19 protein-coding genes are annotated in these 22098 nt (G+C 61.4%); 6 read left to right on the top strand and 13 right to left on the bottom strand.

What is annotated here, in order from left to right; translation table 11 throughout:
* Nucleotides 1–4: 4 nt before the first annotated feature.
* The gene (locus C5P05_RS26970) at nucleotides 5–622 is read left to right on the top strand and encodes a UbiX family flavin prenyltransferase (RefSeq protein WP_114972940.1); all 618 of its coding nucleotides are present in this window, start codon (nucleotides 5–7) and stop codon (nucleotides 620–622) included.
* Nucleotides 623–781: 159 nt separating this feature from the next.
* The gene (gene ubiD / locus C5P05_RS26965) at nucleotides 782–2266 is read left to right on the top strand and encodes a 4-hydroxy-3-polyprenylbenzoate decarboxylase (RefSeq protein ID WP_114972939.1); all 1485 of its coding nucleotides are present in this window, start codon (nucleotides 782–784) and stop codon (nucleotides 2264–2266) included.
* 172 nt (nucleotides 2267–2438) lie between these two features.
* On the opposite strand, the gene C5P05_RS26960 is transcribed toward ubiD, so the two are convergent.
* The 6 genes from C5P05_RS26960 to C5P05_RS26935 all read right to left on the bottom strand — a co-directional run bounded on the left by C5P05_RS26960 (nucleotide 2439) and on the right by C5P05_RS26935 (nucleotide 9421).
* Entirely contained in the window at nucleotides 2439–2981 is a 543-nt protein-coding gene (locus tag C5P05_RS26960) for a DUF962 domain-containing protein (protein ID WP_114972938.1), read from the bottom strand.
* A 274-nt stretch (nucleotides 2982–3255) separates the two neighbouring features.
* On the bottom strand, nucleotides 3256–4242 hold the full coding sequence (locus C5P05_RS26955; protein WP_114972937.1) for an esterase/lipase family protein: 987 nt from the start codon (nucleotides 4240–4242) through the stop codon (nucleotides 3256–3258).
* Nucleotides 4243–4276: 34 nt separating this feature from the next.
* Nucleotides 4277–5695, bottom strand: a complete 1419-nt coding sequence (locus C5P05_RS26950; protein ID WP_198674882.1) for an ice-binding family protein — start codon at nucleotides 5693–5695, stop codon at nucleotides 4277–4279.
* A gap of 101 nt (nucleotides 5696–5796) precedes the next feature.
* Nucleotides 5797–6522, bottom strand: coding sequence for a substrate-binding periplasmic protein (locus C5P05_RS26945; protein WP_114972935.1), 726 nt, complete (start codon nucleotides 6520–6522; stop codon nucleotides 5797–5799).
* Nucleotides 6519–8432, bottom strand: coding sequence for a GGDEF domain-containing protein (locus C5P05_RS26940; protein WP_114972934.1), 1914 nt, complete (start codon nucleotides 8430–8432; stop codon nucleotides 6519–6521). The genes C5P05_RS26945 and C5P05_RS26940 overlap by 4 nt, the downstream gene beginning before the upstream one ends.
* The gene (locus C5P05_RS26935) at nucleotides 8423–9421 is read right to left on the bottom strand and encodes a substrate-binding periplasmic protein (protein WP_198674881.1); all 999 of its coding nucleotides are present in this window, start codon (nucleotides 9419–9421) and stop codon (nucleotides 8423–8425) included. The genes C5P05_RS26940 and C5P05_RS26935 overlap by 10 nt, the downstream gene beginning before the upstream one ends.
* On the opposite strand from C5P05_RS26935, the gene C5P05_RS26930 reads away from it, so the two are divergent.
* On the top strand, nucleotides 9363–10637 hold the full coding sequence (locus C5P05_RS26930) for an acyl-CoA dehydrogenase family protein (RefSeq protein WP_114972933.1): 1275 nt from the start codon (nucleotides 9363–9365) through the stop codon (nucleotides 10635–10637). The genes C5P05_RS26935 and C5P05_RS26930 overlap by 59 nt on opposite strands.
* Nucleotides 10638–10654: 17 nt before the next feature.
* Here the strand turns inward: C5P05_RS26930 and C5P05_RS26925 are convergent, their stop codons facing one another.
* Complete coding sequence (locus C5P05_RS26925; protein WP_114972932.1) at nucleotides 10655–11404, bottom strand: 16S rRNA (uracil(1498)-N(3))-methyltransferase; 750 nt, start codon at nucleotides 11402–11404, stop codon at nucleotides 10655–10657.
* Between the two features lie 68 nt (nucleotides 11405–11472).
* On the bottom strand, nucleotides 11473–12555 hold the full coding sequence (locus tag C5P05_RS26920; protein WP_114972931.1) for an aminoglycoside phosphotransferase family protein: 1083 nt from the start codon (nucleotides 12553–12555) through the stop codon (nucleotides 11473–11475).
* Between the two features lie 90 nt (nucleotides 12556–12645).
* On the opposite strand from C5P05_RS26920, the gene C5P05_RS26915 reads away from it, so the two are divergent.
* Genes C5P05_RS26915 through rsmA form a run of 3 tightly spaced genes read left to right on the top strand, consistent with a single transcriptional unit; the run spans nucleotide 12646 to nucleotide 17210 of the window.
* Nucleotides 12646–15066, top strand: coding sequence for an LPS-assembly protein LptD (locus C5P05_RS26915; RefSeq protein WP_114972970.1), 2421 nt, complete (start codon nucleotides 12646–12648; stop codon nucleotides 15064–15066).
* A 6-nt stretch (nucleotides 15067–15072) separates the two neighbouring features.
* Nucleotides 15073–16440: a peptidylprolyl isomerase gene (locus tag C5P05_RS26910; RefSeq protein ID WP_114972930.1), complete on the top strand. Its 1368-nt coding sequence runs from the start codon at nucleotides 15073–15075 to the stop codon at nucleotides 16438–16440.
* On the top strand, nucleotides 16437–17210 hold the full coding sequence (gene rsmA / locus C5P05_RS26905; protein ID WP_114972929.1) for a 16S rRNA (adenine(1518)-N(6)/adenine(1519)-N(6))-dimethyltransferase RsmA: 774 nt from the start codon (nucleotides 16437–16439) through the stop codon (nucleotides 17208–17210). The genes C5P05_RS26910 and rsmA overlap by 4 nt, the downstream gene beginning before the upstream one ends.
* A 106-nt stretch (nucleotides 17211–17316) precedes the next feature.
* On the opposite strand, the gene C5P05_RS34735 is transcribed toward rsmA, so the two are convergent.
* The 5 genes from C5P05_RS34735 to C5P05_RS26885 all read right to left on the bottom strand — a co-directional run bounded on the left by C5P05_RS34735 (nucleotide 17317) and on the right by C5P05_RS26885 (nucleotide 22025).
* Nucleotides 17317–17460: a hypothetical protein gene (locus C5P05_RS34735; RefSeq protein ID WP_157979467.1), complete on the bottom strand. Its 144-nt coding sequence runs from the start codon at nucleotides 17458–17460 to the stop codon at nucleotides 17317–17319.
* Nucleotides 17461–17516: 56 nt separating this feature from the next.
* On the bottom strand, nucleotides 17517–17966 hold the full coding sequence (locus tag C5P05_RS26900) for a barstar family protein (RefSeq protein ID WP_198674879.1): 450 nt from the start codon (nucleotides 17964–17966) through the stop codon (nucleotides 17517–17519).
* A 35-nt stretch (nucleotides 17967–18001) separates the two neighbouring features.
* Nucleotides 18002–18394: a ribonuclease domain-containing protein gene (locus tag C5P05_RS26895; RefSeq protein ID WP_114972927.1), complete on the bottom strand. Its 393-nt coding sequence runs from the start codon at nucleotides 18392–18394 to the stop codon at nucleotides 18002–18004.
* 156 nt (nucleotides 18395–18550) lie between these two features.
* Nucleotides 18551–20860, bottom strand: coding sequence for an NADP-dependent malic enzyme (locus C5P05_RS26890; protein ID WP_114972926.1), 2310 nt, complete (start codon nucleotides 20858–20860; stop codon nucleotides 18551–18553).
* A gap of 130 nt (nucleotides 20861–20990) precedes the next feature.
* Nucleotides 20991–22025, bottom strand: a complete 1035-nt coding sequence (locus tag C5P05_RS26885; RefSeq protein WP_114972925.1) for a lyase — start codon at nucleotides 22023–22025, stop codon at nucleotides 20991–20993.
* Nucleotides 22026–22098 lie beyond the last annotated feature (73 nt).

The raw sequence follows: 22098 nt of genomic DNA, 5'->3' as shown, positions 1-22098 counted from the left end.
CCCCATGCAAGCCATTGACTCACAAGCGCCCACACGCATCATCGTCGCCATCTCCGGCGCCAGCGGTGCCGTCTACGGCGTGCGCCTGCTGCAGGTCTTGCGCGCCCTGGGCAACGTGCAAACCCATTTGACCGTGTCCGACGCCGGCCTGCTCAATCTGCAGCAAGAACTGGACATGAGCCGCGCCGACCTGGAGGCACTGGCCGATGTGGCCTACCCGGTGCGCGAGGTCGGCGCGGCCATTGCCAGCGGTTCGTTTCAATGCGACGGCATGGTGGTGGCGCCTTGCTCCATGCGCATGCTGGCGACGGTGGCCCATGGCCTGTCGGACAACCTGATGGCGCGCGCCGCCGATGTGATGCTGAAGGAACGACGCCGGCTGATTTTGATGGTGCGCGAAACCCCGCTGAACCTCGCGCACCTGCGCAACATGACCAACGTGACCGAAATGGGCGGCATCATCTTCCCGCCCGTGCCCAGTTTTTATCACCGGCCGCAGACCCTGGCTGAGATGGTGGACCACACCGTCAGCCGGGTGGTCGATTTGCTGGGCCTGGCTCAGCCACAGGCGCCGCGCTGGAGCGGCCTGCCGCTTCAGTCCGTAAGCACCCCCGCACCATGAACCGCCCCCGCAGCATCAACCGTCATTGCGAACGCAGTGAAGCAATCCATGACTTCTGAATGCATGGATTGCCGCGCTTCGCTCGCAGTGACGGCCGGTGGTTCAAGGCCCATGCGGTTCAGACGCGGAACTGGAGGCTCGCAATGACGGAGTACCCCAATGTCCTATCGTGATTTAAGAGACTTTATCGCCCAGCTGGAGCAGCTCGGTGAGCTCAAGCGCGTCCCGCAACCCGTCTCGCCGTATCTGGAGATGACCGCCTTGTGCGACCGCAGTTTGCGCGCGGGCGGCCCCGCTTTGTTGTTCGAAAACCCCACCGGCCACAGCATCCCGGTGCTGGGCAACCTGTTTGGCAGCACGCGCCGCGTCGCGCTGGGCATGGGCGTGAGCGATGTGTCGGAGTTGCGCCAGTTCGGCCATGTGCTGGCCATGCTCAAGGAACCCGAAGCGCCCAAGGGCTTCAAGGATTTGATGGGCCTGGGCAGCATGGTCAAAACCCTCTGGAACATGGCGCCCAAAGAGCTGCGCAACGCCGCCTGCCAGGAGGTGATGTGGGAAGGCCAGGATGTTGATCTGGCCCGCCTGCCTATCCAGCATTGCTGGCCCGGCGATGTGGCGCCGCTCATCACCTGGGGTCTGGTGATTACACAAGGCCCACACAAAGCGCGGCAAAACCTGGGCATCTACCGGCAACAGGTGCTGGCCCGCAACAAGGTCATCATGCGCTGGCTGCCGCAGCGTGGCGGCGCGTTGGACTTCAAGGAACACGGTGCGCTGCACCCCGGCCAGCCCTATCCGGTGTGCGTGGCGCTGGGCGCCGACCCGGCCACCATTCTGGGCGCGGTGACACCGGTGCCCGACAGCCTGTCCGAATACCAGTTCGCCGGCCTGTTGCGCGGCAGCCGCACCGAGCTGGTGAAGGCGCTGGGCAGCGAGTTGCGCGTGCCGGCCTCAGCGGAGATCGTGCTCGAAGGCCACATCTACCCCGACGCCGCGCACGCCAGTGGCTTCGAGCACGCGCTCGAAGGCCCGTACGGCGACCACACCGGTTATTACAACGAGCAGGCCGCGTTCCCGGTGTTCACCATCGACCGCGTCACGCTCAAACGCGAGCCGATCTACCACTCCACCTACACCGGCAAACCACCGGACGAGCCGGCCATGCTGGGCTTGGCCCTGAACGAATTGTTTGTGCCGTTGCTGCAGCGCCAGTACCCCGAGATCATCGATTTCTACCTGCCGCCCGAGGGCTGCAGCTACCGCATGGCGGTGGTGAGCATCAAGAAGTCCTACCCCGGCCACGCCCGGCGCGTGATGTTTGGCATCTGGAGTTTTCTGCGCCAGTTCATGTACACCAAGTTCATCGTGGTGGTGGACGAGGACATCAACATCCGCGACTGGCCCGACGTGATCTGGGCCATCACCACGCGCATGGACCCGACGCGCGACACCTTGCTGGTGGACAGCACGCCGATCGACTACCTCGACTTCGCCTCGCCCGTGAGCGGCCTCGGCAGCAAGATGGGGCTGGACGCCACCAACAAGTGGCCGGGCGAGACCAGCCGCGAGTGGGGGCGCACCATGCAGATGACGCCCGGGGTGACGGCCAAAATGGAGCATATCTGGCAGACGCTGGGCTCTTAGAAGGTTTCAAGCAAATAGGGCTCTAGCCCTCATGAAATAAGCGTGAGCAACTATCAATTTAGGAGTTATTGTTGCGAGCCCTGACCGCTCCGATCGGTCCGCGTCAGGCCCTGTTGGTGCAAGGCCTCCACCACGCGCGGGCCGCACGGATGAGTTGCAGCCAGCTTGGGCGTTATGAAGGCAGGCGGGACAGGTCACGCATCACGGTGGGCCCGGCCGTACGCTCTATCTCGGCATGCAAAGCTGGCTCCCAGCCCAGGGCAAACAAGGCTTCGGCGGTAACAAACATCGGGCCCACCAGCAGGCCAATCAAGTCATCGACAAAAGCGGGCTTGCAGCCTTCGTAATAGTGGCCAATGAACTGGCTGATCCACCCCACGACAAAGCTGCCGAGGCCCCAGCCCAGCCAGAGGCCCAGGCTGCCACTGGCGAACAGATGGGCCAGCGCGATCAGGCCCCACGTAGCCGCGCTGACGGCCAGACCCAACACCAGATTGCCACGGCTGAGATACCACAGCGTGACCAAGCCACCGACGATGCAGGCCGGGGTCAGTGCCAGCCCTGCCAATGGCAGCGAGACGCGTGCGAGCAACACCGCCACGCCAAACACGATCAAGGGGATGCCGATAAAGTGGGTCGCAATGTTGCGGCGGTCACGGTGGTATTGCGCATATTGAATCAGCAAGGTGCTGGCGGGACGAAAAGGGGATGCCATCGGTGTCTCCTATTGTGAGTTGAAGCTGAGATGATAAAAAGCGCAAGGGCTGGGCGTGAGTCGCCAAAGCGTCAACAAAGCCTTGCAAGCCCTTGCTCACCCCCACAACACCGAGCGCGGGCAGCGCGTCGAGCTGGCCCTTCTTGATCTGGTCCTGGACGACGGTATCAAACTTCAGCCCGCCCGCCAGGCATTGTCTTCAATGGCATTCATAGATGTAATCGGCCGGTAAATGAGAAAGAAGGATGAAGCCTGAGCAGGCGCCCAAGTTCCCTCAAAAGTCCTGATAGACCCGGGCGAGCAATCGGCTGAAAGCCGTCAAACGCTCTGGCGCGGTGGCGTGCAGCACGCCCTGTGCCTGCAGGATGGAGATCAGCTTAAGGGGCGATACGCGCTTGTCGCCCACGATCTCGACATGGCCGGCACGCGCCTCCACGCGTTGTGTGCGTGAATCGGTCTCCACCAGCGCGTTGCGCTGCTCGGCCAGCGAGAACACATCATCGTCTTCCACGCAGCGTCCGCCCTCCTCGCGGCGGCAACTGCCGCGCTCGTCGGTGTCGATTTTCAGGTAGTTGCTGACCTGCGGCACAAGGGCGCCAGGCTCGCGGATGAAGCGTGATCCGTTGGTGATGTCGGCCCACTTGGCACCGGTCACCAAGTAGCAGCTCGCCGGCAACAGGCCCAGCGTGAACGGATACAGCCAAGCCTTGCCGCAGGTTTGCGCCGCTGCAATGCCTGCAAAGGGGCCGGAGATGGTCACCAGGCGCAGCTCCGCGGGGCCGCCCTGCGGCGGCGTGAGCGGGAGTTCGGTCAGCGACTTGCGTGCGACCAGTGCGCCCTGGCTGTGTCCGATCACGGTGATTTGCGGTGAACGGGTTTGCGCCGCGAGTTGATTGACGGCGCCGCGCAATTCGGTGGCACTGAACGTGAGTGCGGCACGGTCATCGTAGGTGAAGCAGGCCGTCTGTTGACCATGAAAAGCCAGCACCTGCGCCAAGCCGCGGAACTGACCGGAGGAGCCAAAACAACCATGCACCAGCACATTGACCGGCTGACTGGCGTTCAAACGCAGCGTGCGGTCCGGGTTGTCGGTGCAGGGGCCGAGGCCGGGAATATGGAGTGACACGTCCGCGGCGGGCAGGCGGCCCGGCTCGATCTCGAAATAGGCCGGGTCCAGCGGCTCACGCGAGGCGCAGCCGCCGAGCAGGACGAGAAGGGCTAGACGGGTGACGAGCGCGGCGATACGCTTTATAGATGGCATTTGAATAAAAGCAGAAACCCGCAGTCTAACGGCCTTACGGGGCTGGCGCGTTGACCGTGGCCGCGTACATGTTCAGTCCGGAAACGGACAGCATGCGCCCTTCCACCGTGGTGCCGAGCGCCGATGTGGTGCCCAGCGTATTGGATGTACCGGCCAGAATATTGCCCTTAAAACCAACCTGATCACCCAGGGTTGCTGAACTGCCCAGGGTCCAGAAAACATTGGCGGCCTTGGCGCCGTTGAGCAGCAGAATCTGGCGCGTGTCGCCCACGATGAGATGGCTTCCTGCCTTGAACACCCAGATCGCATCCGGGTCGCCTTTGGCATCAAGCGTCATGTTGCCGGCATTCAAAATGAGCGTCGACACGGACGCGTACAAGCCGGGTGGGTAGACGCCGGGGCTGCCGCCGTTGACCATGGTCGAGGCCAGATCGTTGCTACCCACCGAGATTTGATTATTGGTCCGGGCATTCGCCTCGGCAAGCGCTGCAGACAAGTCGTTTTTGGCCTGCCTGATGATCGGACCAAACTGTATGCCGCCCGTCAGAATGATGCCTGTCCCCGAAGGCGTGGAGTCGCTAAAGCCAGTCACATTGGTGGCACTGCCTGGATCGATGCCCAACTGGCCATTGACTCGGGTCGGGTTGGACGCTGCGCTGCTATTAGCGATGGACGTGCCACCCAAGACCATGAAATTGGCCGCAGTTCCGAGGTTGATGGGCGCTTGGCCGATTTGCGTCCCTGTCGTAAAGCTCCAGCCGTAGTTGCTGACGAGGGCGGTGCCAGCCGGGTTGCTGGCCGCAGTGGTAACGATCGCGGTGAATTGCCTATTGCTGGCCAGAACGGCATGCGGCGCGAAAGTCGCAATGGTATTTGTGGCATTCATGCTGACACTACCCGCAACGCTGCTACCGCTGGCCGTTTCCTTGACCGTAAAAGACACGGCGGGTGAAACGATCGATGCCGGATTCATTGCTTCGCTAAACGTTGCGCTGATGGTTCTCGGGATCACTACGTTGCCAGACCCAATGGTACTGACTGCCACGTTGATGGCCCCATTGGTGGGATTGGAAGAGAGGACTGTCGGGCCGTTGCCCGTGCCAGTGGTGCCGGATGGCGCGGTACCCGATGGTGTAGTTCCAGATGAACCAGAGCCTGATGGGATGGTTCCTGCGGAACCGGTACCCGTTAAACCGGTACCCGATGAGCCCGTACCGGATGAGCTCCCTGATAAGGCGGTGCCGGAGGAAGTGGTGCCTGCCAGTGCGGTACCCGATGGGGTTGTTCCGGGTGGAATAGCGCCAGGAGCGCCAGGTACCACTGCCGGGTTAACGGCCTGGATGCCATTGACATTCTCACCACCGCCTCCACTTCCACATCCCAGCACAATGAAGGCCAGAAGCAGCACAATAAACCACCGCAGCATCCCGCCGCAACGCTCTGAGTTGTTCATCTTCATCTCCCTCGTGATGGACTCACTCTCCGCCTTTGCCCAAGGGAGGCTGTGCGATTTCGCAAACAAAGCAATATTTAAAATTGAATCCCGCGCAGGTTCTAGCGCCTCTTTTCCATGATGCTTTTGACGATCCCGGCCGCCCGTATTTTCTCGAACGCATCCTTGGTTCGCTGCACGACGGCGTCCGGCGTCGAATTGCTGTAGGCCATGTAGAGTCCTGTCGACATTTCGTCAAGCGTAAAAATCTTCTGCAGATTTTCGCAACTGAAGTTCGTTTCCTTGCACATGGATGCCGCGTCGTCGTCTGGCAATGGAACAATATCCACCTGCCCACTCAACAGCTTCCGGAAATTGTCCGCGGGCTGCGCCGAGACGACGAGGCGGGTAAAGCCCTTCTCTTTCAGGTACTGATGTCGCACATCATCGCGCATGACCCCAATAGTGAAGTTCCTTGCGTCCTCAAGGTTTCTGACCATGACATTTCGGTCTTTGAGCTTATACAAGTGGTACTGCATCTTCATGATCTCCCCCGCCCACTTGAACTGCGGCTCCCGCGCCGGCGTTCGGGCAATTAGGTAGATCAGAACATTAGGCTCCTTGAGCGCCATGTCGTAGGATCTGGCCCAGGGGTAAAGATTGATCTGGTAATCGACAAGTCCGGCCCGTTTCAGGCTCAACTCGACAACTTCCGTCGCCGGACCGGCCATTTTTCCGTCCTTCAGAAAACTATAAGAGGTCGCCTCCGTGACGACACGGACGGCCTGCGCCTGCGCAAGGGGCGCGCTCAGAATTGCCACCATCAATACGGGGATCAGCGCTTTCATGATTCTTCCTTTTCATCAAGAATGTCTTTGACCGGCACGGCACACACCACGCGATTGCGCCCGCCCGCTTTCGCCCGGTACAGCGCCTGATCAGCCTGCTTGAACAGGGCGTCGAAGTTGTCGACACCATCGGCTGCCAGTACCGCCAGGCCAATACTGATCGTGACATGCCCCGCCACACTGGAGGCTGCATGCAAAATAGTCAGATCAGCAACGGCCTGGCGGAAATACTCGGCGAGCTTCAGTGCGGTTTCCTGGGTGGCAGCCGGCAGCAAAACAGCGAATTCCTCACCCCCGATGCGCGCCACCAAATCGCCCGCACGACGCAGGCTGGCACGCAGCGCGCCCGCCACCGCGCACAGACACTGGTCGCCCAGGGCATGTCCATAGGTGTCGTTGTATCCCTTGAAGAAGTCGATGTCGCAAATCAGCAGCGACAGCGGTTGTCCCGTCCGCCGGGCGCGCCGGAACTCGGTCTCCTTGACCTCGTCGAAGTGACGCCGGTTGGGAAGCTCGGTGAGCGGGTCGGTGCGGGAGAGATTCTCCAGCCGTGTATTGGCGGTTTGCAGGGCATGCTGGGTTTCGCTGATATCGACCAGTTGCGCCTTGTGACGCGCACTTTGCAGCAACATCTGGGACGTCATCGCCAACAGGGCCAGTTCATCGGATCGCCAGCTGGACACTGCCATCCGCTTGCCAAAAACCAGAAATCCGAACTGCTCGTCAACCCCCCGCAGCATCGCGAATGCCGTGGCCTCCAGCCGCAAAGCGGCGAACGGTGCCGCTTCGCCAGGGGTGATTGAATTTGCCAACGCAGCCTGCGAAGGAAAGGTCAGCAGATCGTCTCGCGCGAGCTCGTCCAACAGACGGGGCCACCCCCCGACACGCAAGGGCTCCGCGAGCGGCACGGGGGAAGCATTGGCGTGCCACGCCAGGAACACGCGGTATTCGGTGCCGTTCGGCTCCAGCACATACCAAAGCGCGTCACTGGCGTCCAGCCGCTGCGCGATGTCGCGCAGGCACTCAAAATTGTAGTGATCGAATTCGGCAAGCGGTGCGTGAATAAGACGATTGGACAATGTCAGCACAACGTGCTGTGCGGCACTCAAAGCCTCCAGTTCGGCCGTACGCTCCTGCACCAGCCCGGCCAGCCGATCGCGATGCTCCGCCAGTTCATGCTCGAAGCGTTGCTGTTTCGCCAGGTATTCGGCCAGACTGCCCTGCAACTGGTTGACACCGGTGACGAGCAGCGTCAGTTCGTCGTGGTGCAATTTCTTTCGGTTGAGCACCAGGGCCTGGCCCAGGTTTGACGGAGCCAATTGACCGAGGTGGCTGGCGATGCGCTGAACGTGAACCGTTACCAGACGGGTGAACATCAGCATGATCAGCCCCGCGAGCAACAAGGACTGGACAACCTGGGTGACGATGATGGTGCTGACCTCGCCACGTAACCGGGCCCACAGCACTCGCTCGTCACCATAGAGCGCGAGTTCACCGAGGGTCTCGCGGGCCCCCGGGTAGGGCTCGTAAACCAAGGCGAGACGCCGCGTCGGAGCCCAGCTTGATGCTGACCAGCCGGCGCTGGTGCGTACCAGGATTTCCGGCGCCCGGTTGGCGGATGTAATCTTCAAAGTCACCTGACCCACCGCGGGCACACTTGCAGCACTGTCGAGGTGCGTTTGAAGCGATTCGCGGTCCATTTCCCAAATGGATTTGGACAGGGTCGCCTGGTACACCTGCTCGATCTGCGTCAGTTCGGACGTCATGGCGGCAACCCCTACTTTCCAGGCCGACAAGGTCAGTACCGCGATCGCAAGCAAGGTAAAGACCAGGCAGAAACTGAGGGTCGCCAGCACCAGGCGAGCGCCCAGAGATTCCATGGGCGTGTCGAGACGCGAGGTCAAAGCCATTTTCTTTTCAAGCTATCGAAAGTCCCGTTCTTCTTGATGGTTTCCAGCCCGACGCGAAAGCGCTCGACGAGCGCATCCGGCGTATTGATGCCGAAGGCCATGTAGTAGCCGTCGCTTCCGAGGCCGCTGATACGGTGCGCTTTGACCAGCACTTTGGCCGGATCGTCGCCCGCCTGTCTCGCCAGGTAATAGGCGGTCAGCTCGCCAATGACCCAAAGGTCGACACGCCCCAGCTTGAGCTTTTCGTAGTTGAAACTGTACTTGACGCTGGACTGCAGATTCTTCCCTTTGATGAAGCCTTTGGAGACCAGGAATTGCTCGCCAACATCCTCGTTGACCGTGCCGATCTGGTATTTTTTGGCCTGGTCAAGCTGGTCAAATTTCAGATTCTTGCCCTGCAAGGAAAAAAGATAATAGTCAGCCGGCGCAATGACGCCCACCCATTTGAAGAGTCTCTCGCGCTCTTTGCTGCGTCCAATCGAATAAATGAGCGTACTTCCCGTGTTTTGCACCAGCTCATAAGCGCGGGCCCAGGGCATGGACTGGAAATCACCTTGAACCTTGATTTCCTTCAGCACGGCTTCGACGACTTCGGTGCTGAAGCCTGTGATCTTGCCGCTCTCGGTAAAGTTATAGGGGGGGAATTCTTCAGTCAAAATCTTGATCGAATCGGCCGTGGCTGCCATCGATGAAAAACCGAACACCGCCCACAACAACAGCGCTCGCCTGAACTTGGCGTTTGAACCGTGACGGAGCCTTGCGATTCTCATGAGATGTGCAATCATGGTCCACAGTATCCCTGACAAAAACTTTGTGTCAACGCCGCAGGACGCCTGTATGGGGTTCGCGCAACGCTGGGGCGCCCAAGTGACAGCCAAAGTCGCCCGGATTTGGCAGACTCCAAGTTTGTGACGAACTAAAAGGCCACCCATGGATTTCGAGTATTCGCCGCAGGTGCAGACTTTGCGCCAGCAGCTGGAAAGCTTCATCGACCGCTATGTGTTGCCCTACAACAGCGCCTGGCACCGCTCGGTCGCGCAAGGGGTCTACCCACCGCCCTTCATGGAAGATCTCAAGGCGTTGGCCAGATCGGAAGGCCTGTGGAATCTCTTTTTACCCGGTCTGCGCGACGATGAACCCGGTGAAGGTCTGAGCAACCTGGCGTACGCACCCCTGGCCGAGATCATGGGACGGCTGCCTTGGGCCTCCGAGGTATTCAACTGCAGCGCCCCCGACACGGGCAACATGGAGTTGCTGCATTTGTTTGCCACACCAGAGCAAAACCGGCGCTGGTTGCGCCCTTTGCTGGACGGCGAGATGCGATCCGCGTTCGCCATGTCCGAGCCGGATGTGGCCTCATCGGACCCGACCAACCTGCAGACCCGTATGCACCATGAGGGCGGGCAACTGGTGCTCCAGGGTCGCAAATGGTTTATCACCGGCGCCGCCCATCCGAACTGCAAGTTACTGATCGTGATGTGTCGCAGTGGCGACGAGGGCGGCGACAAACATGCCCAACACAGCATGGTGCTGGTACCGATGGACACGCCGGGCGTCACGCTGGTGCGCAACATCGCGGTCATGCAGCACCAGTCGCCCGAGGGGCATTGCGAGATCACCTTCTCCAACGTGCGTGTGCCGGTGACTCATCTGCTGGGCCAGGAAGGTGCGGGCTTTGCCATGGCCCAGGCGCGCCTCGGCCCGGGGCGCATTCACCACTGCATGCGCACCATCGGTCAGTGTGAACTGGCGCTCACGCTGATGTGCGAGCGCACGCTGGAGCGTCAAGTCTTTGACAAGTACCTGGCCGACTTCGCCAACGTGCAGGAGTGGATCGCCGAGTCGCGCCTGGAAATCGATCAGGCCCGCCTGCTGGTGCTGCGCGCCGCCTGGCGGCTGGACCAGGAAGAACGCACTCAGAGCCGGGTCGATGTATCCGCCATCAAGGTGGTGGCGGCTCGCTTGCAAACGCGCGTGGTGAATCGCGCCATGCAGGTGTTTGGCGCCATGGGCCTGTCGCCGGACACGCCGCTGGCCTACTTCTGGACCTGGGGTCGCGCCATGCAGCTGCTGGATGGCCCGGATGAAGTGCATTTGCGCACGGTGGCCCGCCATGAGCTAGACCAGGCGCGGGCCTGTCGTGGTGCGACGGCAGCCTATTTCACGCTGCCCGAGCAACTATTGGCCGAGCCGCGCATCCGCTAGGTTTTCGAAAAACACCGTCACGCCACCAGCAGCGCCGCCAAGGCCGCCAAGGCGGCCGTTTCAGCGCGCAGCACGCGGGACCCCAGCGTGACCGGCGCAAAGCCGCTGGCCAGGGCGGCGTCTTCTTCCGCGCTGCTCAGGCCGCCCTCGGGGCCGGACAGAAAGGTCACGGCACTTGTCGGGCTTTCTGCGGTGCCGGCGGCGTCACGCAAACTTTGTGTGCCCGGTCGCAACGACAGCAACAGTGATTGCCCTGTCCCTGCGCCAGACCGGGCCTTGGCCCATGCCGAAAAACCCATGACCTCATGAATTAGCGGCACCCGGTTGCCGCCGCATTGCTCACAGGCCGCTACGGCCACGCTTTGCCAGTGCGCCACTTTCTTACTGGCCCGCTCCCCGCTGAGGCGCAGCACGCTGCGCTCCGTCATCAGCGGCTGGATGCTGGCCACGCCCAGCTCGGTGGCTTTTTCCACCAGCCAGTCCATTCGGTCATTGGCGGGCATGCCCACGGCCAGGTGCACGGCGCGCGCCGCTTCACGCTCTACGGCCAAGTGCGCGCCGACCTGCACTTGCACATCGCTGCGGCCCATGCGGGTCACGGTGGCCTCGAACTGGCCGCCGCTGCCCGCCATGCCGGACCCGCCATTGAACAGCGTGAGGGTGTCGCCGGGTTGCAGGCGCAGCACCTGCACGTGGCGCGCCGCCCCGGCGGGCAGGTCCAGCAACTCACCCGTGACCAGGTGTGTGGGGCAGTAAAAGCGGGGCATGAGAAATTATTACTATGTTATTGATAGCTGCTTGCGCAGGCTACATGAGGGCTAGAGCCCTATTTTATTTAAATCCGACCAAAAGCATAGCCGTTGGCGAGCTCAATGCCCTCGACGCGCTCGATCAAGCGCAGCAGCGGTTTGAGTTCGCGGTAACGCTCGCAGGTGGCACGGATGTAGTGAATAAAGCGGGGCGTGTCCGCCAGGTACTGGGGTTTGCCGTCGCGCAGCGTGATGCGGGCAAAAATGCCCGCCACCTTTAGGTGGCGCTGCAGACCCATCCACTCTACGCCGCGGTAAAACTCGCCAAAGTCGTCACCGACCGGCAGGCCGGCCTTGCGCGCCTTGTCCCAGTAACGGATGGTGATGTCGAGGCAGAAGTCTTCGTCCCAGCTCAGGAAGGCGTCCCGCATCAGGCTGGCAATGTCATAGGTGATCGGGCCGTAGACGGCGTCCTGGAAGTCCAGCACGCCCAAGCCAGCCCCGGGCATGGCCACCATCAGGTTTCGGGGCATGAAATCGCGGTGCACATAGACGCTGGGCCAGGCCAGGTTGCGTTCAACAATGCATTTGAAGGCCTCGTCCAGCGTGCGGCGCACGTCGCCCTCCACCGCCACGCCCCGGTGCCGGGTCAGGTACCACTCGGGGAATAATTCCAGTTCGCGGCGCAGCAAGGCTTCGTCGTAAGGGGGCAATACGTCCGGGCTTGATGCGGTTTGCCAGGCAATCAGCGCGTCCACCGCCTGCAGGTACAGGCCCTGGTTGGCCTCAGGTTTTTCGCGGTCGATCACCTGCATCATGGTCTGCGCCCCGAGGTCGGTCAGCAACATGAAGCCTTTGGCCTCGTCCCAGGCCAGCACCTGCGGCACCTGCACGTGGGCCTCGGCCATCAGACGCGCGACTTTGACGAAGGGGCGGCAGTCCTCCTTGTCGGGCGGGGCGTCCATGATGATGAAGCTGCCCTGGGCGCCGTCGACGCGGAAGTAGCGCCGAAAACTGGCGTCGGCCGACGCGCTGCGCACCGACTCAATGCGCAGTCCGTGGGCGGGCGCCAAGTGGGTCAGCCAGGCGCTGAAGTCGGCCGCACGTTGTGCGTGAGGCCAGACCACGGCGGGGATTGGGGGGGATTGGACGGTGTGAGCTTGGGTCATGGATAATCCATTCTACAAACCCGAACGCGTCTGCGTTCGTTTTCAACCTGCTCGAACAATCGATACCTCCCCTGCCCGATGCGCTTTTTGATGCACCACCTGAAACCCAGGGCGTCCCTTGTTCGCTTTACGCCACGCCCGGTTGCCCTGGTGGCTTGGGCTCTGCTGCACGGAACCTCGCTCTTCGCGCAAGGGATCGACGCAGGGACAGCGTTGCCCTCCCCGGCGGCGCCGACGCAAGATGAAGCCCCGGTTCAGCTCCAAAGCAGCCCTTTGCTGCAAGAGCAGATACCCGCCGCCGCGCGCAGCGCCTTGCCGACCTTCATCTATGGTGAGCGCCTGTTTGGCCGCCCCGACCTGGAAACCGTGGTGGAAGGCAATGCGGTGCTGCGTCGCGGCGACATGGTGATCAAGGCCGACCGGCTGGAATATGACCAGTCCACGGATCTGGCCAAGGCCGCGGGTCAGGTGCGCATCAACCGCGCCGGCAATGTCTACGAGGGGCCGCTGCTGGAGCTGAAGCTGGAGTCATTTGAAGGCTTCTTTAACGAGCCGCGCTATTATTTTCTGAAGAACGACTCGCATGGCGAAGCCGATCGGGCGGATTTCATTGATGACCAGCGCGCGGTGATCCACAACGCGACACTCACCACCTGCCGCCGCCTGCCCGGCCCGAGCTGGATGCCGGACTGGATTCTGCGGGCCAACACCATCAGCATGGACAACGAGGAGGACGTGGGCACGGCCGAAGGCGCGCTGCTCCGCTTCAAAGGCGTGCCGCTGCTGCCCATTCCCTACCTCAGCTTCCCCCTGAGTGACAAGCGCAAGTCGGGCTTCATGCCGCCGACCCTGGGCCTGGACAATGTCAATGGGGCCGAGGTGTCGGTGCCCTACTACTGGAACATCGCGCCGAACCGCGATGCCACCTTTACCCCCACGGTCATGAGCAAGCGCGGCGTGAATCTGGGCAGCGAGTTTCGCTACCTGGAGGCCGACTATGTCGGTCAATTGCGTCTGGATGTGATGCCGGTCGACAAACTGCGTGACAGCAATCGCTGGGGCCTGTCGTACGGGCATCAGGGGACGCTCAACAACAGCCTGACCAGCCGCCTGACGGATGGCGGCATGGCCCTGAACCTCAACCTGAACCGGGTGAGCGATGACAATTACTGGCGCGATTTCAACCGCGCCTCGACCTCCGGTACCCAGCGGCTGTTGCCCACCGACGCCTCACTGTCCTGGACCAACGGCTATTTCTCAAGCAGTGTGCGCACGCTCAAATGGCAGACCCTGCAGGACGCCACCGCGCCCATCGTTCCGCCCTATGACCGCCTGCCCCAACTGGCCACCCACTATGTACGCACCAACCTTGATGGGGTCGACTATTCGGTGGACGCGGATTACACCCAGTTTCAGGCTGACCGCTCACTCACGCTGCAGCCCAATGCCCAGCGGGCGTTCTCATTACTGCAGGTCAGCCGCCCCTGGCTTGCCCCCGCCGGCTTCATCACGCCCAAGCTCCAACTGCATGCCACCAGCTACCAGTTTGAAACGCCTTTGGCCAACGGCACCAACTCGGCAAGCCGTGTGGTGCCGACCTTCAGCCTGGACACGGGTCTGGTGTTCGAACGCGATGCCAATTATTTCGGCCGGGGATTTCGTCAGACCCTTGAGCCCCGCGCTTTTTATGTCAACACGCCCTACCGCGACCAGAGCCTGCTGCCCAATTACGACTCGGGCGCCAGTGATTTCAATTTCGCCACCATCTACACGGAAAATGCCTTCGTCGGCAACGACCGTATTTCCGACAGCAACCTGTTGACATTGGGCGTGACCACGCGCCTGCTGGACCCGGATACCGGCGCCGAGGCCGCCCGTTTCGGCATTGCCCAGCGTTTGCGCTTTTCGGACCAGAACGTCACGCTGCCGGGGGGCACGCCAGCGGCCGAAGGCATCAGTGATATTTTGCTCGGCGCATCGGTCAACTGGGACCCCAAGTGGGCTTTTGACTCGACCGTGCAGTTCAACCCCACCACCGAGAAGTCGGTGCGCTCAACCATCGGCGCGCGCTACAGCCCTGGCAACTACCGGGTCGTGACGGGCTCCTATCGTTACCAGCGCGAGATCAGCGAGCAGCTGTCCGTGGGCTGGCAGTGGCCGGTGAATGACCTTTGGGGCGACCGCGGGCAGGACCTGGGGGCAGGACGAGGCCAGGGCGATGGTCGCTGGTACAGCGTGGGCCGCCTCAACTACAGCTTGAACGAGGGCAAGCTGGTCGATGCCGTCGTCGGCTTTGAGTACGATGCAGGTTGCTGGCTGGGCCGTGCCGTGATGGAACGGCTGCAGACCAGTACCACGGCGGTCAGCCAGCGCATCATGTTCCAGCTTGAGTTTGTGGGATTTACCCGTTTGGGCGTCAGCCCCTTGAAGACCTTGAAAGACAATATTTCAGGTTACCAGTACCTGAGAGAGCCCACCAGCCCTCCCAGCCGTTTCAGCAATTACGATTGATCCATCATGACCCATCGCCTCTTGGCCCTGACCGTGGCCGGTTTTGCCATTCTTGCTCCCTTGACCTCGCAGGCTCAGGGCTTGCGGCCATCGACCGGCACCGGTGTCGCCACGCCGCCCGCTCGCCTGCAACCCGAAGTCCAGCGTCAAGCCGACTACATCGTGGCCGTGGTCAATTCCGAGCCCATCACCAACAACGAGGTGCGGACAGAGATGCAGCGGGCCATGCAACAGCTGGCCCAGCAGCGCCGGCCCCAGCCGGACAGCAAACTGCTGGCGCGCCAGGTGCTGGAGAGCCTCATCAACCAAAAAGCGCAGCTGCAACTGGCGCGTGAATCCGGTATCCAGGTGGACGAGGCGGCCATCGATCTGGCCGAGCAAAATATTGCGCGTCAAAATCAGCTGGATGTGACCGAACTACATCGACGCCTGGCGCAGGAGGGCGTGGTGCTCAGCCAGTTCCGCGCGCAACTGCGCGACCAACTGCTGCTGACGCGCTTGCGCGAGCGCGATGTGGATCCCCGCGCACGGGTGTCTGATCTGGAGATCGATCAATACCTGCGTGAGCAACAGAATGACAGCAACCCCGCGACGCAGGAAGTTAACCTGGCCCAGATTCTGGTGACCGTGCCGGACGCGGCCAGCCCGGTGCAGATTGCGGCTTTGCAAGCGCGAGCACAGCGCGCGCTTGACCGCGCCCGTGCGGGCCAGGACTTTGTCGCCCTAGTGCGTGAATTCTCGGATGCATCAGACAGCGCCAGCGGTGGCCAGCTGGGTTTGCGAACGGCTGACCGATACCCGCCGCTGTTCATCCAGGCGACGCAAAACCTGGGGGTTGGCGATGTCTCAGCACTGGTGCGTTCCGGCGCCGGCTTTCACGTACTCAAAGTACTGGAGAAGAAAAGTGCCGGCGCACCGGCCATGACGGTGACGCAAAGCCGGGCGCGCCATATTTTGTTGCGTGTCAGCCCGCAACTCAGCGAGACAGCCGCACGCGACAAGCTGAACGAGTTCAAAAAACGCATCATGGCGGGTCAGGCTGATTTTGCGGCACTCGCCCGCGACAACTCGCAGGATGGCAGTGCCGCGCAGGGCGGCGATCTGGGCTGGGCCAATCCGGGCATGTTTGTGCCCGAGTTCGAGGAAGTCATGAACCGGCTGACCCCCGGCCAGATCAGCGATCCGCTGGTGTCGCGCTTTGGCGTCCATTTGATCCAGTTAACCGAACGTCGCAAGGCCACGTTGAACCCGCGCGAGCAGCGCGAGGCCGTGCGCGCCATGTTGCGAGAAAAGAAGCTGGACGAAACCTACGCGACCTGGATGCAGGACCTGCGTGGCCGCGCCTACGTGGAAATGCGCGAGCCGCCCCAGTGAAACATATTCCCCGCAAACGCTTCGGCCAGCACTTTCTGGCCGATGGCAGCATTATTGAGGCCATCGTTGACGCGATCGCGCCCAAGCCGGGGCAGGTGATGGTGGAAATCGGGCCGGGTCTGGCCGCGCTGACACAACCCCTGGCGGAACGGCTGGGCCACCTCACCGTGATCGAGTTGGACCGCGATTTGGCCGTGCGCCTGCGCTCGCACCCGCAGCTCACCGTGATTGAGTCCGATGTGCTGAAAGTTGACTTTGCCCACATTGCGCAAGCGCAGAAAACAGCCAATTTAAGAGTCGTCGGCAACCTGCCCTACAACATCTCGACGCCCATCCTGTTTCATCTGCTTGATTTCGTTGCGGTCATTGAGGACCAGCATTTCATGCTCCAAAAAGAAGTGATCGACCGCATGGTGGCGCGCCCCTGCACCTCGGACTACGGTCGTCTAAGCGTCATGCTGCAATGGCGTTATGCCATGGAAAACGTGCTTTTTGTGCCGCCGGAAAGCTTTGTTCCACCGCCGCGGGTGAACAGCGCCGTGGTGCGCATGGTGCCACGGGAGAGTCCAGCCCTGGTGGACGTGCGCCTCTTGAGTGAAATTGTGCAGGTGGCATTCAGCCAACGCCGCAAATTGATGCGCCACACCTTGGGCAAATGGCTGCAGGAGAAGAATTTTTCAGGCCAGTTCGACGTGCAGCGCCGGGCCGAAGAAGTCCCGGTGAGTGAGTATCTGGCCTTGGCCGAGCAGATTAAAAACACCACCCCGTAGTCTCTGAAGAGTGACGAGGCGCTCGACAGGCGCGGATGAGTTTGCAACTCAAGAAAAAAAGGCCCAATCTCTCGATGGGCCTTTTTTGTGCCAGCACATGATGCGATCAAGCTGCGGTCAACCAATACCCCGCATTGAAGGGGCTGCTCATGCGCAGCGCCAAGGGTGAAATATCCAACAACTTGTCGGTCGGCATTTTTTCACCCGATTCGGTGGTGAGTTCAATGCCTGGCACAACGTGGTTGCCCATGTCTGTGCTTTTTGCCTCGTTCGCCCGTTCTGCTTGGCTGGTGTGTGCAGAACGGGCTACAGAAAAGAATAGAAACATCGGAAGGGAATTTTTCGATCTCCCCAATAGTCGGCCGCGTCCCGGAAGATATCCAGCAACTGCTCACGGGCTTCCTTGTCAAACTTGGTATTGGCCGGGATGTGCTCCAGCACCGCGATAAAACCAGGCTGTGGGCCGGATTTATGCAGCGGGTCGGTCATGCTGTCATACAGGGCATCAAAATTCTTGCCCACATGCGCAGACAGCTTGAATTGCTGACCGATCAAGTCCAGCACATCCTGCTTGGTCTGGGCGTTGGCCAGATTGGCGTACAGAAAATGCTGGCCCAGCGACTGGGCTGCGTCCTGTAACTCCTGCACCCGAAAAGCTCGGATGGACTGGACAATATTAGGCCGAATACCGCGTAGCGGCACGTCCATGGGAGCACGCTGGGGTGCTGATGTTTCTTGACTAAGTGACATATTCATTCCTGCTTCACTTTCCAAATTGACTAAAACAAAAATTACGGCACGATCTTGCGGAAGCTCGCATAGTGATCGGCTGTGTAATAACAAGTGTCCGGCGCCATGGCTTGGCCCCCGCACACAATGCGCCGGACGCCCCGGTCGCGCGAATTGGGTGTTGGGACGGTGTATTCACGGTAATAACCACGCTTCTGGATTGGCAGCAAACGCTCGCGGTTTCCAAAAACCACCCCATCTTTTTCATATGCAAATGGACCACCCTGGCGGATCAGTCCATAGACTTGCACGCCTTGTCGGGGCAACTCGACCATCGACAAGGTGGCCTGGGTGTCTGCGAATCCAGGGCCTTTGGCCTGCACCAGACCTGAAGTAAAAAACGCCGTCAACACCAAGCCAGTGACGGCTAACTTCAAGCTTGCAAAACGCGACATGAAAAAATACGTCCCAAAACACTCCGGGTTTACCCGGAATTTCAAGGTTCGTAGTGTCGCGTATTTCGTTAAAAAATGCAAGCGACTGCCCAATAAATGGGCAGCTCGCAGGTGAAATCAGCGCTGGTTAGTGAGCACCAGCTTGAGCTGCATCAGTTAACGGGTGGCGTTTGCGTCGGCCACCGTGAGTGCCGTCATATTGACAATTCGACGCACTGTCGTGCTGGCCGTCAAAATATGCACTGGTTTGGCCGCACCCAGCAGTACCGGGCCAATGGCAATATTGCCGCCGGCAGCTGTTTTCAGCAGGTTGTAGGCAATATTCGCAGCATCAATATTGGGCAAGACCAGCAAGTTGGCGTCGCCTGACAAGGTGCTGCGGGGCATCAGAGTGGCGCGAGCCTTGCCATCGAGCGCGACATCACCGTGCATTTCACCGTCCACCTCCAGCCAGGGCGCCTGCGCGCGCAGCATTTCCAATGTCTGGCGCATCTTGATGGCGCTCGGCTGGCTGCTGCTGCCAAAGTTGGAATGGCTCAACAGGGCCACTTTGGGCTGGATGCCAAAACGCAACATTTCCTCCGCCGCCATGATCGTGATCTCCGTCAATTGCTCGGCGGTGGGGTCGTAATTGATGTGCGTATCTACCAGGAACAACTGGCGTTCGGGCAAGATCAGTGCGTTCATGCAGGCGTAGGTGTTCACGCCAGCGCGCTTGCCAATCACCTGATCCATGTATTGCAAATGCAGCGCCGTACTGCCCCAAGTGCCGCAAATCAGGCCATCCACGTCGCCTTTGTGCAGCAACATGGCGCCAATCAGGCTCAGGCGGCGGCGCATTTCAATTTTCGCCATTTGGGCCGTGACGCCCATGCGCTCGGTCAAGCGGTGGTAGGTCTGCCAGAAATCGCGGTAGCGGTGGTCCTGCTCCACGTTCACCACGCTGTAGTCGTTACCTTCACGCAAGCGCAGTCCAAACTTCTTGATCCGTTCGGCAATCACGACGGGGCGGCCGATCAGGGTTGGCAGGGCAAGACCCTCGTCCACCACAATTTGACAGGCCCGCAACACGCGTTCGTCTTCCCCCTCCGAATAGGCCACGCGCTTTTTGAGCCCAATCTTGGCTGCGGTGAAGATCGGCTTCATCACAGTGCCTGAGGCATAGACAAAGCTTTGCAGCTTCTGGCGGTAGGCATCCATGTCCAGGATGGGACGCAAGGCCACGCCACTGTCGGCCGCCGCCTGGGCCACGGCCGGCGCGATTTTCATCATCAACCGCGGATCGAACGGCTTGGGGATCAGGTATTCCGGTCCGAAGGCGAGCTGTTCGCCGGCATAAGCCGCGGCCACCACCTCGCTCTGCTCCGCCTGTGCCAGCTCGGCAATGGCGTGCACCGCGGCAATTTCCATCTCAAGCGTGATGGTGGAGGCACCCGCATCCAGCGCACCGCGAAAGATGTACGGGAAACACAGCACGTTGTTGACCTGATTGGGGTAGTCCGAACGCCCTGTGGCCATGATGGCATCGTCACGCACGGCCTTGACTTCTTCCGGGAGAATTTCCGGGGTCGGATTGGCCAGCGCGAATATCAGCGGCCGCGGCGCCATTTTCCGCACCATGTCGGCCTTAAGCACGCCGCCCGCCGACAAACCCAAGAAGACGTCAGCCCCTTCGATGATGTCTCCCAGCGTGCGCGCCGAGGTCTTTTGCGCAAAGAATATCTTGTCTTCATCCATCAACTCGGTGCGACCTTCATAGACCACGCCGGCCAGATCGGTCACATAAATGTTTTCGCGCGGAATGCCCAGCTTCAACAACAAGCCCAGGCAGGCCAATGCTGCCGCGCCGGCACCCGACGTGACCAGCTTGATTTGCTTGGGGTCTTTGCCCACCACTTTCAGGCCGTTCAGAATCGCCGCGCCCACGCAGATGGCCGTGCCATGCTGATCGTCGTGGAACACCGGGATCTTCATGCGCTCGCGCAGCTTGCGCTCCACATAAAAGCAGTCGGGCGCCTTGATGTCTTCCAGGTTGATGCCGCCAAAGGTGGGCTCCAGCGAGGCGATGATGTCCACCAGCTTGTCGAGGTCGTGCTTTTCGTTGATCTCGATGTCAAACACATCAATGCCGGCAAACTTCTTGAACAGCACGCCCTTGCCTTCCATCACCGGCTTGGCCGCCAGCGGGCCAATGTCGCCCAGACCCAGCACGGCGGTGCCGTTGGTGATCACCGCCACCAGATTGCCGCGACTGGTGTACTTGAAGGCGTTGTTCGGGTCTTTGACGATTTCTTCGCAGGGCGCCGCCACGCCGGGTGAATAAGCCAGGCCAAGATCATGCTGATTGACCAGCTGCTTGGTGGCGGCAATGGCAATTTTGCCGGGACGGGGGCACTCGTGGTATTCGAGGGCGGCACGGCGCAATTCGGCGCGTTTTTCTTCGGCGTTGGCCGTTGTATGGGGCATTTTTGTCTCCTGCTGCAATCAGTATGACCGAACGGCCAGCCCGTCAGCGACTGTATGGGCCTGAAATTGTAGACCCTGGCACAGCCCACCCCGGATAGGGGAATGTGCGTACAAGGGCGCTTCGCGTCGGTCAGCCGGTTCGGAACACCGAGATGAACTCGGTCCCGCTCTCCGGCAGCCAGACCTCGCCGGGCCGGCCCAGGATCTGGCGGACGTTGGCGCCGGGCCGCGGCATCGTGATGACGTCGAACTTCTCGCTGCCCGGGTCGAAGCGCAGCATGGCGTTGTTGCTCCACTCCGACGCCCAGACGATATCTTGGTTGTCCACGTACACGGCGTATACCTGCGGATGGCTGCCCGGGGCCTTCCAGCTGCGCCAGCTGCCGGCCCCCGTGCCCAGCGCCGGGTCGTGCACCGAGAGCTGGCCGCTGTTCCACTCGGCCACCCAGATGCGGCCACGGCTGTCGGACCAGACGCGGCGCGCACCCTGGCGCGGCGTGGGCGGCTCGACGATGCGCGACGCCCCGCTCTGTCGGTCGATCTGCGCAATAAACGAGCCGGCCAGCGAGCACCACCAGACCTCCCCCTTGGGCGTGGCGCAGATGCCGTAAGGCCCGCGCCCGCGCGGCGACGCCTGCACGCTGACCACGCCGCCGCGCACGGCCACTTTGCCCACAAAGCCGCCCTGCCCGGTGAACCACAGATCACCGTCGCCATCAAAGGCGCAGGTGTTGAGGTTGGCGTAGGGTGTGCCGGCGGGCAAGGGAAAAAGCTTGACCTCGCGTGCCGGCCAGCTCACGCGAACGATGGCGTTTTGCCCGCCGTCGGTCAGCCAGGCCGCGCCGTCGGGTCCCGCAATGACGCCGTGCGGCGACGAGCCACTGCTGTTACTGCCCAGGGCGATCAGTTCCGACTGGCCGGTGCGCGGGTTGAACCAGCCCAGGTGCCCGCTGCGCTGCGCCGAGAACCACACCCCGCCATCGGGTGCCGGCGCCACGTCATGAATGCCGGTGCTGCGCGGCGTCTTGAGCGGCCAGGACTGCAGGCGAGCGGAACTGAGTGCCTGGGCACGCCCAGTGCTGGGCATGAGCAAGGCGGCGCAGAGTGCGCCCAGGGCGGTGCGGCGGGTGACGGGGAACCGGTGAACGTGCATTGGCAAGGCCATGGCATCTCCTGGGAAGTAGCACAGGGTTATGTCGGTGGCATTGTGCGGCCGCGACCCGATCCTGACACGCGCT

Source organism: Rhodoferax ferrireducens, from assembly GCF_003347515.1.
In the GTDB taxonomy this organism is placed as follows: Bacteria; Pseudomonadota; Gammaproteobacteria; order Burkholderiales; family Burkholderiaceae_C; genus Rhodoferax.
The sequence above is the reverse complement of the archived record's forward strand: the minus strand, read 5'-3'. Positions and strand labels throughout refer to the sequence as shown.